Source organism: Dysosmobacter sp. Sow4_B12 (genome assembly GCF_052116665.1).
Classification (GTDB): domain Bacteria; phylum Bacillota; class Clostridia; order Oscillospirales; family Oscillospiraceae; genus Oscillibacter.
In genome coordinates this window covers 14,147-27,448 of the sequence record NZ_JBQKKR010000021.1, presented here as the reverse complement: position 1 = coordinate 27,448, position 13,302 = coordinate 14,147, and the positions used below count along the sequence as shown (strand labels likewise).

The window sequence follows — 13,302 nt, the reverse complement described above, 5'->3', positions numbered from 1 at the left end:
CTTTGATTCTACATCATTTTTTCAAAGCCCGCAATCTGATGGGTTAATTTGGTGCGCCATTTTTGCGTTGTAGTTTTCAGAAAAAGTCCTTGACAAACATTAGCAAGATTTATTGAGGCCATTATTCGATACTATGGAGCTATCCGCAATAAAGATAGCAGGTGAAATCACCGTAGTTTCGCTCACCAACATTTTAAGTTCATTGGGACATTCGCCGCTCCCTTTGCACCGCCGGAAAAATTCCCGGCTATTTTTCCAACAGCCTCTGCCGGGGCAGTTCCGCGGCACGGTATAACGAACCCGGGAAGTCCGAATTTGCAGACACTGTTGGGAAGCCGGAACGCAACTTATGGTTGCTTGCCCGCCGGGCCGGTTTCTGTTATCATGGCGGTATCAACGATATGGGGGTATGCGGATATGAAGACTTGCGAGATTTTGAAGTCCCTGCGGGACAAGCACGCTTTGTCGCAGGAGGAGCTGGCGGAGCGGCTGTTCGTCACCCGGCAGGCTGTTTCCCGGTGGGAAAACGGCGAAACGCTGCCCAACACCGATACGCTGCGGCGCCTCTCCGCGCTGTTCGACGTTTCCATCAACACGCTGCTGGGCAGTCCCCGGCGGCTGGTCTGCCAGTGCTGCGGCATGCCCCTCACCGACGACGGCCAGCTCAGCCGGGAGACAGACGGCAGCTTCAATGAGGAGTACTGCAAATGGTGCTATGCCGACGGGAAATTCGCCTACAAAGACATGGACCAGCTGCTGGAATTTCTGGTGGAGCACATGTCCGGCGAGAATTTCCCGCCGGAGCAGGCCCGGGCCTATTTTGCCGCCGCCCTGCCCAAGCTGAAGCACTGGAGCAAATAACGAAAATGGCAGGAGGGTCTCCCCCTCCTGCCGTTTCATTTTCCTTCCAGGGCGGCATATACCTGCTTTGCCGTCCAGGCGCCGGCCCAGCCCAGAAACGCCCCCAGCAGCGCCCCGCCCAGCACGTCGCTGGGCCAGTGGACGTACAGGTACAGCCGGGAAAAGGCGATGAGGATGGCCACAGCCAGGGCGGGCTTCCACAGGGGGCTGCCGCTTCCCCGCAGGGCAAACACCGCCGCGAAGGACGCCGCCGTGTGGCCGGAGGGAAAGGAGGCATCCAGCGGCGGCGGGATCAGCAGCTCCACCGCCGGATTCACGGCGAAGGGCCGGACACGGCCCACGAGGGGCTTTAAAAACAGATTGCAGCAGACCAGGTCCAGCACCAGGGCCGCTGCCACGGCCCACCCCTGGCGGCGGCTGTTCTTCCGCAGCACCAGAAGCAGCGCCAGCAGTATCCACACTTCTCCGTGGTTGCAGGTCCAGCTGATAGCGGGCAGCACCGCGTCCAAAAGGCCGCAGCGCAGGTGATTCTGCATCCAATCCAAGATGAAAAGTTCCGTCGCTTGCATGGCTCGCTCCTTCGTCATACAGTTATTATGTCAATCGCTTACAGGGCCACTATCATTACTATACCATAAACCGCCGCCCTTTATCTGGAAATTTTCTCTGCGATTTATACAAAAATCACCGCGTTCCCCGGAAATGCGGTTGACAGTGTCCGCCGGGAGTGATAGGATGTCCTCAAAATTGAATCGCTGAGATAGAGGCGCGGGGTTCATCAGTACCCGTTCGGCAAGGTCAGGCATCCGCCGGAGGGGAAAGGGAACACCGCCGAAGTATGGGAAGGCGGCCTGGCTGTTCCATGCTGGGCCGGCAGAAAATATCTGCCGGACTGTCACAGAGTTTTTTGTGAAGCGCTATCAATGGCTGTTCGGAATGCCCGTGCGGGCTTGTTTCCGTATATTCCATGGACCGCTTGACAAAGCGGTCCAATTTTTGTCCCGGCGGCGCGGGACTGTTCGCACCGCAAAACAACAGATTGGAAAGGTGAACATCATGAAGAAGTTTTTGTCCCTGCTCATGGCCCTGGCCATGACCCTCTCCCTGGCCGCCTGCGGCTCCAAGCAGGAAGCCCCCGCCCAGGCTCCCGCTGACACTTCCACCGAGGCTCCCGCCGAATCCTCCGGCGTTTCCTCCGGTGTGGAGGACGGCGTGCTGACCATCGCCATGGAGTGCGCCTACGCTCCCTACAACTGGACCCAGAGCGACGACTCCAACGGCGCCGTGCCCATCTCCAACGTCCCCGGCTCTTACGCCAACGGCTATGACGTCATGATCGCCAAGAAGATCTGCGAGGCCAACGGCTGGGAGCTGGAGGTCATCCAGTCCGACTGGGACTCCCTGGTCCCCGGCGTTCAGACCGGCACCTTTGACGCCGTCATCGCCGGCCAGTCCATGACCGCCGAGCGCGCCGAGCAGGTGGACTTCGCAGGTCCCTATTTCTACGCCACCATCGTCTGCGTCACCAAGGCCGACAGTGAGTTCGCGAACGCCACCTCCATCTCCGACCTGGCCGGCGGCTCCTGCACCGCGCAGATCGCCACCATCTGGTATGACCAGTGCCTGCCTCAGATCGAGGGCGCCAACATCCAGACCGCCGCTGAGACTGCTCCCGCCATGCTGATGGCTCTGGAGACCGACACGGTGGACTTCATCTGCACCGACATGCCCACCGCCCAAGGCGCCGTGGCCGCCTATCCCGACATGAAGATTCTGGACTTCTCCGGCACGGACGGCGACTTCCAGTTCTCCGACGAGGTCCGGGCCGAGAACGTCAACATCGGCGTGTCTTTGATGAAGGGCAACACCGTGCTGAAGGAGGCCATCGACAGCGTCCTGTCCACCATGAACGTGGATGATTTCAACAGCATGATGGAAGAGGCCATCTCCATCCAGCCTCTGAGCGAATAAACACAGCCACCGCATGATCTTACCCCAAGGCGAGAGGACGATCTGTCCTCTCGCCTTGACCCCTGCGGAACACGTTTCACATTTCCAGACAGAAGGGAGCTCTCTCCATGGATAAATTCGTCCAGCTGGCGGCCGACATCGGCAAGCTGTGGACCAAATATGGCGGCTCTTACGTCACCGGCATCCGAAACACCCTGGCTCTGGCCCTGGTGGCCACCGTCATCGGCTGCCTCATCGGCTTCGTGTGCGGTGTCTTGAACACCATCCCCTGCGCCAAGAACGACCCCCCCGTCAAGCGGTTCTTCCTGGGGCTGATCCGCGTCATCGTCCGGGTGTATGTGGAAGTGTTCCGGGGCACGCCCATGGTGCTGCAGGCCGTGTTCATGTATTACGGCCTGCCCTACTTCACGGACAACGCCGTGAAATTCACCAACATCTGGGTGGCCGCCGTTCTGGTGGTCTCCGTCAATACCGGCGCCTACATGGCCGAATCCGTCCGGGGCGGCATCATCTCCATCGACCCCGGCCAGACAGAGGGCGCCAAGGCCATCGGAATGAACCATGTGCAGACCATGACCAGCGTTATCCTGCCCCAGGCCCTGCGGAACATCATGCCGCAGATCGGCAATAACTTCATCATCAATGTGAAGGACACCTCCGTCATGTTCATCATCGGCTTTCCGGATTTCTTTGCCGCCCACCGGGCAGCCGTAGGCGCCAGCTACCTGTACTTCCCCTCCGCCACGGTAGAGATGGCGGGCTATCTGACCATGACCCTCATCGCCTCCTTCCTGCTGCGCTGGGTAGAAAAGAAACTGGACGGCGACAGCAGCTACGAGCTGGTCCAGACGGACCAACTGACCATGACCGCCGGTACGTACAACCATCCCGGCAAGGGCAGTCCCTTTGACGAGCAGAGCAAGGAGTACCGGGACCAGATCCAGCAGGACCCCCAGCACGGCCGCATGAGAGGAGGGCGCTGATATGAGCGAGATGATTTTGCAGATCAACCACCTGTCCAAATCCTTCGGCAGCCACGAGGTCCTGCGGGACATCGACTTCACCGTGGAAAAGGGCGACGTGACCTCCATCATCGGCGCCTCCGGCTCCGGTAAGTCCACCCTGCTGCGGTGCATCAACCTGCTGGAGACTCCCACCTCCGGCGAGATCCTGTACCACGGCGAAAACGTGGCGGGCCGGGGCGTCAACGCCGCCGCCTACCGCTCCCACGTGGGCATGGTGTTCCAGTCCTTCAACCTGTTCAACAACATGACCGTGCTGGAAAACTGCATGGTGGGCCAGATCAAGGTTTTGAAAAAGGGCAAGGAAGAGGCCCGCACTCACGCCATGGAATACCTGCAGAAGGTGGGTATGGCCCCCTACATCAACGCCAAGCCCCGGCAGATCTCCGGCGGTCAGAAGCAGCGGGTGGCCATCGCCCGGGCCCTGGCCATGGACCCGGAGGTGCTGCTGTTCGACGAGCCCACCTCCGCCCTGGACCCCGAGATGGTGGGAGAAGTCCTCTCTGTCATGCGGGCCCTGGCCCAGGAGGGTATGACCATGCTGGTGGTGACCCACGAGATGGCCTTTGCCCGGGATGTCAGCAACCACGTAGTGTATATGAACCAGGGCGTCATCTGTGAGCAGGGCAGTCCCGCCGATGTCTTCGGCAACCCCCAGCGGCAGGAAACAAAGGACTTCCTCTCCCGGTTCCGCCAGAATTAACAGCCCCCCTATTTGCAAGCAAAAAAAGAGCAGCCCGGTTTTCCCGGGCTGCTCTTTCTTCTTTATTCCGCCGGGCTGGCCACGATAAACAGCATGTCGTTGCCGCCTTCGCTTTCGGGGAAGGAATCGTACATGGTGAAGTTGTACATCAGCCGCTCCGCCGGGTAGACACCGTAGCCGTCCTGGTTGTGGTCGGTGGTGTCATAGGGGTCCGCCACCAGGAACACATCGTCGTTTTCCGCCTCGGTGCCCATGGTGTCGTAGCCTACAATGACCTGCCAGTGGCCGCCCCAGTCATTCCAGCAGATCATGACCGGCTTGCCATCTGCCAGCCAGCCCTGAATGTCATCCATCCAAATGCCCTCCGGGCGGTCATGGGTGGTGACCATATCAAAACCGCCTACGCCGTTGAAAATGTCCATAGCCTGGTCCAGCGTGGTCCCGGGATACCCCTCCAGTTCCGTGCCGTCCAGGGAATGGCGCAAAGCCGCCAGTGTCTCCTCATTCCAGTCGCCCAGCTTGCCGTACCACTCCAGCACCATTAGGGCTGAGGTGACGCCGCAGGCCCATTCGCTGGTCTGCTGCTGGGTCTTGAAATTGTGGAGGACCGTCAGCGTGTCCGTGGACTCCAGATTGTAGACATCCGGATGGGCGAAGTAGGGAGAATTTTCATGGTCTCCCGTCCGTTCCACAGAGTCCGCGCCGTCCTCCGGAGAGAGGTCAATGGCGTAGGGGATCTTCATCTCATCGCTGAAATTCTCAGCTCTCGCGATTGGATCCGTGTTTTCCGCGTTCTCGGCATTGTGAGCCGGTGTGTCATTGGCGCAGCCGGACATCAGTCCAAGCACCAGCAAGATGGTGAGCGCCAGGGTGACTGTTTTTTTCATTGTCGATCTCCTTTTCGGGGGTCCTCCCCCCTGTCCGATTTTCCATGGTCCCATGGAATGATGGTATTATAGGGGAAAGGTATCACTTTTCGCAATACATGATTTTCCCTGTTTTTTCTGTTTTTTGTTGCTAAAAATCATTCATTCCGCAGATACGGCAGCCTCTCCCCTGTGCTCCGACGGGTTTTTCAACACGAGCTGTTTTTTGAACTTCCTCTTGTTCTTGTGGTCAACGCGCGTTATAATAACAACATCTTGTGATTTGGAGATGAGCCCATGTATCTTTGCGGACTGCAGAAGCTGTCCATGGTGGACTACCCCGGCAAGCTGGCGGCCACGGTGTTCACCGGCGGATGCAACCTGCGCTGTCCCTTCTGCCACAACGCCCTGCTGGTGACCCGACTGGATGAAACACCGGAGCTGCCGGAGGCGAAGGTGCTGGCGTTTTTGGAGCGGCGGCGGGGATTGCTGGACGGGGTGGTGCTCTCCGGCGGAGAGCCGCTGCTGCAGACAGACGCGGCGGACTTCCTGCGGAAGGTCCGGGACATGGGCTTTGCCGTGAAGCTGGACACCAACGGCTGCTTTCCGGACCGCCTGGCTGCCATTCTGGAGGCGGGACTTGTGGATTACGTGGCTATGGACATCAAAAACAGCCCGGAAAAGTACCCGCGGACCGTGGGTATCCCCGGCTTTGACACCGCCGCCGTGGAGGAGAGCGTCCGGCTGCTGACGAGGAGCGGCGTGGACCACGAGTTCCGCACCACTTTCGTCCGGGAGCTGCACACCGTGTCTGATGTGGAGGCCATCGGCCGCTGGCTCCAGGGCGCCCCCAGGTATTTCCTGCAAAATTTCACGGACTCCGGGAATCTGGTCCAGGAGGGCTGGCACGGCTTTACAGCGCAGGAGCTGCAAGACTTTGCCGCTGCTGCCCATCCTTTCTTCGGCCAGGTGGAGCTGCGGGGTGTCGACTAAATATTGGGCAATCTTTACAAAAAAGGCACAATATCTGGTGCTTCCATCCAATTGACTTCCCAGGGATGCATGGTAGAATGATAGTGCAGGGCGCCTGGCGCCCATTTCTTTCGCGCAAAACGTAACAACATTTATTACATTTGGAAAGCAGGTCATCGTTATGTATCAAGTGGTAAAACGGGACGGGAGCGTCACGGCGTTCAACCTGTCCAAGATCAGCATCGCCATCACAAAGGCCTTTGAGGCCACCCACATGGAATACAATCCCGACATCATTGACCTGCTGGCGCTGAAGGTCACCGCCGATTACCAGGCGAAGATCAAGGACGGCCTTGTCACCGTGGAGGACATTCAGGACAGCGTGGAAAACGTCCTCAGCAAGGCCGGCTACGCCGACGTGGCCAAGGCCTACATTCTCTACCGCAAGCAGCGGGAAAAGGTCCGCAATCTGAAATCCACCGTGCTGGACTACAAGGACCTGGTGGACAGCTACCTGCAGATCAGCGACTGGCGAGTGAAGGAGAACTCCACCGTCACCTATTCCGTGGGCGGTCTCATTCTGTCCAACTCCGGTGCCATCACCGCCAACTACTGGCTCAGCGAGATCTATGACCCGGAGATCGCCGCCGCCCATAAAAGCGGCGACATCCACCTCCACGACCTCTCCATGCTCACCGGCTACTGTGCCGGCTGGAGTCTCAAGCAGCTCATCCAGCAGGGCCTCGGCATCCCCGGCAAGACCAATTCCACCCCCGCCAGTCACTTGAGCACCCTGTGCAACCAGATGGTGAACTTCCTGGGCATCATGCAGAATGAGTGGGCCGGCGCCCAGGCCTTCAGCTCCTTTGACACGTACCTGGCCCCCTTTGTCAAAGTGGACAACCTCTCCTATAAAGAGGTGAAGCAGTGCATCCAATCCTTCGTCTACGGCGTAAACACACCCTCCCGCTGGGGCACCCAGGCCCCCTTCTCCAACATCACGTTGGACTGGACCGTGCCCAAAGACCTGGAGAACCTGCCGGCCATTGTGGGCGGCAAGGAGATGGACTTCACCTACGGCGACTGCAAACGGGAAATGGACATGGTGAACAAGGCGTTCATCGAGATCATGACCGAGGGCGACGCCGTGGGTCACGGCTTCCAGTATCCCATCCCCACCTATTCCATCACCAAGGACTTTGACTGGAGCGACACGGAAAACAACCGCCTCCTGTTCGAGATGACCGCCAAGTACGGCACCCCCTATTTCTCCAACTACATCAACTCCGATATGGAGCCCTCCGACGTGCGCTCCATGTGCTGCCGGCTGCGGCTGGACCTGCGGGAGCTGCGGAAAAAGTCCGGCGGCTATTTCGGCTCCGGCGAATCCACCGGCTCCGTGGGTGTGGTCACCGTCAACCTGCCCCGCATCGCCTACCTCAGCCAGACGCCGGAGGAGTTTTATGAGCGGCTGGACCACGTGATGGACATTGCCGCCCGCAGTCTCAAGACCAAGCGCACGGTCATCACCCGGCTGATGGACGCGGGGCTGTATCCCTATACCAAATATTATCTGGGCACCTTTGATAACCACTTCTCCACCATCGGCCTCATCGGCATGAACGAGGTGGGCCTCAACGCCAAGTGGCTGCGCAAGGACCTGACCCACCCGGAGACCCAGGCTTTCGCCAAGGATGTGCTGAACCACATGCGTGATCGCCTTTCCGACTATCAGGAGCTCTACGGCGACCTTTACAATCTGGAGGCCACCCCCGCCGAGTCCACCACCTACCGCCTTGCCAAGCACGACGTGGAAAAGTACCCCGACATCATCACCGCCGCCAAGCACCCCGGCGACACGCCGTATTACACCAACTCCTCCCACCTGCCCGTGGGCTACACGGAGGATATTTTCGAGGCCCTCTCCATCCAGGACGAGCTCCAAACTCTGTACACCTCCGGCACGGTGTTCCACGCCTTTTTGGGGGAAAAGCTGCCGGACTGGAAGGCGGCCGCCGCCCTGGTGCGGAAGATCGCGGAGAATTTCAAGCTGCCCTACTACACCATGTCCCCCACCTACTCCATCTGCCAGGATCACGGCTACATCTCCGGCGAGCACGCCACCTGTCCCACCTGCGGCAAGCCCTGCGAGGTGTGGAGCCGCATCACCGGCTACTACCGCCCCGTCCAGAACTGGAACGACGGCAAGGTCCAGGAGTACAAGGACCGCCGGGAATATCAAGTGGAAAACTCCCGGCTGGAGGGCCGGCGGCTCTGCGACCGGGAAGGCACCGCTGCCGATCCCGGCGGCGCCAGCGTGGCCGCCGCTCCCGCTCAGAAGGACGGGCTGTTCCTCTTCACCACCAAGACCTGTCCCAACTGCAAGATCGCCAAGCACGAGCTGGAAAAGGCGGGCCTTGCCTATACCGCCATGGATGTCAGCGAGCACCTGGACCTGGTGAGCCAATACGGCATCCAGCAGGCGCCCACCCTCATCGTCCGCCACGGGGACCAGGTGGAAAAGCTGGTGAATGCCTCCGTCATCAAAAAGTACGCGTCCACAGCCCGTTAACAATTTAAAAGGAGAAGTATCTATGCATATTGCGTTTTTCGGCCTGGGAAACATGGGCTTTCCCATTGCCGCCAATCTGCTGAAGACCGGTCACCGCGTCACCACCGCTGTCCACCGTGACCCGGCCCCCGCCCAGCATCTCCAGGCACTGGGCGGCACCATCGCCGCCTCCCCGGCGGAGGCCCTGCGGGACGCGGAGCTGATCTTCACCATCGTCCCCAATGACAACGCTCTGCTGGGCCTTTTGAATGAGGGCTTTTTGTCCGCCCTGCCTGCCGGCAGCGTAGTGGTGGAGATGACCTCCGCCTCCGCCGCGGCGGCGGAGAAAGCCGCGGCCCTCTGTGCCGCCCGGGGCGTTTCCCTGCTGGACGCGCCGGTGTCCGGCGGTGTCAAGGGAGCCGCCAACGGCACCATGTCCATGCTGTGCGCCGGCGACCGGGAGGTATTTGACCGGGTGACGCCGGTTCTGCGGGACATCGCCGGGAAGCTCTGCTATGTGGGCAGCAAGCCCGGCCAGGGCAAGATTATCAAATCCTTGAACAATCTCCTCAGTGCCATCAACAAAACCGCCGTGGGCGAGGCCTGGCGGATGGCGGAGGCCCACGGTGTGGACCCCGACGCCTTCTTTGACGCCGTGTCCGCTTCCAGCGGCGATTCCGCCGCCCTGCGGGCCTCCTTCCCCAAGATCCGCTCCGGCGACTACGCCCCCGGCTTCACCGTGGCCCTCATGCGCAAGGACCTGGAACTGGCCATGGCCCTGGCGGACGGCATGACCCTGCCGCTGGGGGAAGCCGTGCTGGACTACTACCGCCGTGCCCGTGAATTTGACAGTGAGGACAGCACCGCCGTGGCCAAGGTCCGCTATCCCGACAAAGCGTGAGTATCCATGGCCGAGCACTTTGATGTTCTCATCGTGGGCGGCGGCCCCGCCGGTCTCACCGCCGCCATTTACGCCCGCCGGGCGGGCAAATCCGTGCTGCTGCTGGAAAAGGAGGGCTTTGGCGGTCAAATCGCCTCCTCTCCCAAGGTGGAAAACTTTCCGGGACTCCTGTCTATTTCCGGCGCGGAGCTGGCGGACCGGCTGTACTCCCAGGCGGAGGCTCTGGGCACCCGACTGGAGCTGGAGGAGGTATTGGAGGTTCGGGACGGAACCCCCAGGACCGTGGTCACGGACTACGGTTCCTACACCTGCTCCGCCCTCATCCTGGCCACCGGCATGAAGCGCCGCACCCTGGGTCTGCCCGGGGAGGACACCATGACTGGCGTTTCTTTCTGCGCCGTGTGTGACGGCTCCTTTTACCGGGGAAAGGACGTGGCCGTGTGCGGCGGCGGCAATACCGCCCTTCAGGACGCCCTGTTCCTCTCGGACCTGTGCCGCCACGTGACCGTCATCCACCGCCGGAGCGCCTTTCGGGGCGACCCGGTCCTGGCAGAGGCCCTTTGCAAGCGGTCCAATGTATCTCTCACCATGGACACCGTGGTCACCGGGCTTTTGGGCGGTGACACGCTGACAGGCCTGTCCCTGCGAAGCACGCTGACCGGGTCTGAGCGCCAGCTGGCAGTCTCCGGCCTGTTCGAGGCTGTGGGGCAAATACCGGAAGCGGCATTGTCCGCTTCTCTGGTGCCGGTGGACGGGGACGGCTTTATCCCCTCCGGTGAGGACTGTCTGACCCCTGCCGCCGGTGTGTTTGCCGCCGGAGACTGCCGGGCCAAGGCTGTCCGCCAGCTGACCACCGCCTGCGCCGACGGTGCCGTAGCGGCCCTGGCAGCCTGCAAATACTGCGACGACCTGTGAACAAAAGGACCTCCTGCCTTGGCAGGAGGTCCTTTTTCTTTGTACTCACAGTTCGATGCCAACAGTACGCAGCATCTGCAGCACTTCCCGGGCCGTGCCGTCGGCGCCGTCCCGGCTGACTACGATGAGGTCGGCGTATTTCGCGTACAGCGGCTCCCTCTGCTCATAGATCTGCCGGAGCGTCATTCCCGCCGGAGCGGCAATGCCCCGGTCCGTTAGGTTTAACGGCATCCGCTCCGCGATCTGGCTGAGGGGCGTCTCCAGCCAGACGATGACGCCGTTTTCCCGCAGGTGGGCCATGGCGTCCTCATAGAGGACCATGCTGCCGCCGGTGGATACCACCGTGTCCGTCCGGTTCAGCTCCACGCCCACTTTTTCCTCAATTTTGAAAAATTCCTCCAGACCATCTTCCCGCAGAATCTCCGGCAGGGTCTTGCCTGTTGCCTCCACAATCGATTCATCCAGGTCCACAAAGGTGTAGTTCAGCCGCTGCGCCAGGGCATGGCCCACCACGCTTTTGCCCGTACCGGGCATTCCGATCAGTACGATGTTTTTCATAGGTTCATTCCAATCCGTTTACAATATTGTCCGGCCTGTGGCCGTCTGCCACCCGCTCCGCGTTCCGCCACATGTGCAGGTGGCTGCGGCGGAAGCTGGCCTCCGTGATGCCGCCCAGATGGGGCGCCAGCACCACCCGGTCACAGGCAGGTGCCGGCAGGGTCACTAAGGGATTATCCGCTGTCACAGGCTCCGGCGCCAGGGTATCCAGTCCGGCGCCAGCCAGCTTCCCATCCATTAGGGCCTGCCGCAAAGCCAGGTTATCCACCAGTTCGCCCCGGGCGGTGTTCACCAGATACGCCGTGGACTTCATCCGCGCCAGGAAGGCCTCGTCCGCCATGCCCCGGGTCTCCTCCGTCACGGCACAGTGGAGGCTGACGATGTCGCAGGAAGCAGCCAGCTCCTCCAAAGAGGTATACGTGACACCGTAACGTTCCTCTTCCTCCCGGTCCCGGCGGTGCTTTGTGTAATAATAGACCTCACAGCCGAAAGCCGCCAAGCGCTCCGCCGTGGCCTTGGCAATGTCACCGAAGCCCACCAGGCCCACCCGGCAGTCCGACAGCTCCCGGATGCCGCCTTTCATGCAGCGCTCCTTCACTTCCATCTGCCGCCCTTCCCGGACAGCCCGGTCACCGGAGACCGCCCGCCGCAGCAGCATCAGCATGAGCATGATGGCCTGCTCCGCCACGGCGCCGGCGTTGCAGCCCTTGTTGTTGCAGACATACACGCCCCGCTCACGGGCTGCCGCCAGGTCGATCTTGTCATAGGCCACCCCCTCGGAATGGACCAGCTTCAGCTTCGGCATGCCGGCCATCAGCGACGCTGTCACCGGCGTGATGGCATCCACGAACAGGATGTCCGCGTCCGCGTCGTGGGCCAGCAGCTGCGCCTGCGGCGTGTCCTTGTCCCAAAACACCAGTTCCTGCTGGCGGATGAAGGGCAGCTGGGGCAGGTATTTTTCATACCGCTCCTGGGCTCCCAGAATCAAAATTTTCATTTGTATTCGCTTCCTCGGTGCAAATGTTATAAACGGTATTATAGCAGGGTACGGACAAATGTCCACGGTCAAATCACACGAAAAAGCGCCCTTTTCCAGGCCTTCGGCTGTCATCGGTGGCCTTTACAACGGTTGCGCTGAAATTCTTTGCGCAAACTGTCGAATTTGTCAATTGCAGCCCCTGGGTAAATTCGATACAATAGGTACGACCTTTAAAAGGGTAGTACCATTTTTTGCGATGCGATGAGGTGAACTTTATGAGCAGTCAGCCTACCCAGTCCAAAACCATCCGCGCCCAGCTTCTGACCGATATGAAGGACGGCGCCTACGCGGACTGCCAGCGCCTCCCCCGTGAGAGCGTTCTGGCGGAAAAGCTGGGCATCAGCCGCACACAGCTGCGGGACATTCTGGCTTCCCTGGAGCGGGAGGGCTTCATCACCCGCCGCCACGGCGTCGGCACCATCATCAACCGCCACGTTCTGAACGTCCAGACCCGCATGGACATTGAAGTGGAGTTTTTGGATATGATCCGCCAGAGCGGCTTTGAGCCGGCTGTGGCCTATGTCCGCGTGACCGAGGGCACCGCCGACGAAAAGATCGCCGCCCAGCTCCGGATCGAGGAGGGCACGCCCGTCATCCGGGTCTCCCGCCTGTGCACAGCCGACGGCAGGCCCGCCATCTACTGCGAGGACGTGATGGAAAAGGCCCTGGCAAAAGGAAATTATACCATCAAAGATCTGAAGCTCCCCATTTTCCACTTTCTCCAGCAGTTCTGCGGCATCAACCCCTATCTGGACCTAACGGACCTGCGCCCCGCTGTGGCGGACGCCGCCCTGGCGGAGATTTTCCAGGTCCCCATCGGCACGCCGCTTCTGAACATGGATGAGGTGGATTTTGATATTGACGGCAACCCTGTGTTCTGCTCCAACGAATACTTCGCAGACGGCATCTTCCGCCACACCGTCATGCGGAAAAAGCTCTGACC

13 protein-coding genes and 1 riboswitch are annotated in these 13,302 nt (G+C 60.5%); of the genes, 9 read left to right on the top strand and 4 right to left on the bottom strand.

The features are described 5' to 3' along the window. Positions 1–417: 417 nt before the first annotated feature. A complete protein-coding gene (locus ACTQ4R_RS12665; protein WP_441629235.1) occupies positions 418–861 on the top strand; it encodes a zinc ribbon domain-containing protein in 444 nt (147 codons plus the stop codon). A 35-nt stretch (positions 862–896) separates the two neighbouring features. Here the strand turns inward: ACTQ4R_RS12665 and ACTQ4R_RS12660 are convergent, their stop codons facing one another. Beyond that, the gene (locus ACTQ4R_RS12660; RefSeq protein ID WP_441629233.1) at positions 897–1,430 is read right to left on the bottom strand and encodes a phosphatase PAP2 family protein; all 534 of its coding nucleotides are present in this window, start codon (positions 1,428–1,430) and stop codon (positions 897–899) included. A 184-nt stretch (positions 1,431–1,614) separates the two neighbouring features. After that, a riboswitch (Lysine riboswitch) is annotated at positions 1,615–1,789 on the top strand. A 128-nt stretch (positions 1,790–1,917) separates the two neighbouring features. Here ACTQ4R_RS12660 and ACTQ4R_RS12655 point away from each other — a divergent pair. The 3 genes from ACTQ4R_RS12655 (at position 1,918) to ACTQ4R_RS12645 (ending at position 4,557) form a co-directional block, all read left to right on the top strand. Further along, positions 1,918–2,832 carry a transporter substrate-binding domain-containing protein gene (locus ACTQ4R_RS12655; protein WP_441629231.1) on the top strand — a complete coding sequence of 305 codons (915 nt, stop codon included), beginning with the start codon at positions 1,918–1,920 and terminating at the stop codon, positions 2,830–2,832. Between the two features lie 107 nt (positions 2,833–2,939). After that, positions 2,940–3,815: an amino acid ABC transporter permease gene (locus ACTQ4R_RS12650; protein WP_441629229.1), complete on the top strand. Its 876-nt coding sequence runs from the start codon at positions 2,940–2,942 to the stop codon at positions 3,813–3,815. A gap of 1 nt (position 3,816) precedes the next feature. Continuing rightward, positions 3,817–4,557 carry an amino acid ABC transporter ATP-binding protein gene (locus tag ACTQ4R_RS12645; RefSeq protein ID WP_441629227.1) on the top strand — a complete coding sequence of 247 codons (741 nt, stop codon included), beginning with the start codon at positions 3,817–3,819 and terminating at the stop codon, positions 4,555–4,557. A 62-nt stretch (positions 4,558–4,619) separates the two neighbouring features. On the opposite strand, the gene ACTQ4R_RS12640 is transcribed toward ACTQ4R_RS12645, so the two are convergent. Then, positions 4,620–5,444 carry a C39 family peptidase gene (locus tag ACTQ4R_RS12640; protein WP_441629225.1) on the bottom strand — a complete coding sequence of 275 codons (825 nt, stop codon included), beginning with the start codon at positions 5,442–5,444 and terminating at the stop codon, positions 4,620–4,622. 276 nt (positions 5,445–5,720) lie between these two features. Between ACTQ4R_RS12640 and ACTQ4R_RS12635 the strand changes: the two genes are divergently transcribed. The 4 genes from ACTQ4R_RS12635 (at position 5,721) to ACTQ4R_RS12620 (ending at position 10,762) form a co-directional block, all read left to right on the top strand. Beyond that, complete coding sequence (locus tag ACTQ4R_RS12635) at positions 5,721–6,416, top strand: anaerobic ribonucleoside-triphosphate reductase activating protein (RefSeq protein ID WP_441629223.1); 696 nt, start codon at positions 5,721–5,723, stop codon at positions 6,414–6,416. Positions 6,417–6,576: 160 nt separating this feature from the next. Next, entirely contained in the window at positions 6,577–8,967 is a 2,391-nt protein-coding gene (locus ACTQ4R_RS12630; RefSeq protein WP_441629221.1) for a ribonucleoside triphosphate reductase, read from the top strand. A 22-nt stretch (positions 8,968–8,989) separates the two neighbouring features. Beyond that, positions 8,990–9,847: an NAD(P)-dependent oxidoreductase gene (locus ACTQ4R_RS12625; protein ID WP_441629219.1), complete on the top strand. Its 858-nt coding sequence runs from the start codon at positions 8,990–8,992 to the stop codon at positions 9,845–9,847. Between the two features lie 6 nt (positions 9,848–9,853). Next, complete coding sequence (locus tag ACTQ4R_RS12620; RefSeq protein ID WP_441629217.1) at positions 9,854–10,762, top strand: NAD(P)/FAD-dependent oxidoreductase; 909 nt, start codon at positions 9,854–9,856, stop codon at positions 10,760–10,762. 45 nt (positions 10,763–10,807) lie between these two features. On the opposite strand, the gene ACTQ4R_RS12615 is transcribed toward ACTQ4R_RS12620, so the two are convergent. Both ACTQ4R_RS12615 and ACTQ4R_RS12610 read right to left on the bottom strand, forming a co-directional pair. Continuing rightward, positions 10,808–11,320 (bottom strand): shikimate kinase, encoded by a 513-nt coding sequence (locus ACTQ4R_RS12615; protein WP_441629215.1) that lies wholly within the window; start codon positions 11,318–11,320, stop codon positions 10,808–10,810. Between the two features lie 4 nt (positions 11,321–11,324). After that, positions 11,325–12,317 carry a 2-hydroxyacid dehydrogenase gene (locus tag ACTQ4R_RS12610; RefSeq protein WP_441629213.1) on the bottom strand — a complete coding sequence of 331 codons (993 nt, stop codon included), beginning with the start codon at positions 12,315–12,317 and terminating at the stop codon, positions 11,325–11,327. A 257-nt stretch (positions 12,318–12,574) separates the two neighbouring features. Here ACTQ4R_RS12610 and ACTQ4R_RS12605 point away from each other — a divergent pair, with 257 nt between their 5' ends. Then, positions 12,575–13,300 (top strand): GntR family transcriptional regulator, encoded by a 726-nt coding sequence (locus ACTQ4R_RS12605; RefSeq protein WP_441629211.1) that lies wholly within the window; start codon positions 12,575–12,577, stop codon positions 13,298–13,300. Positions 13,301–13,302: the final 2 nt, after the last annotated feature.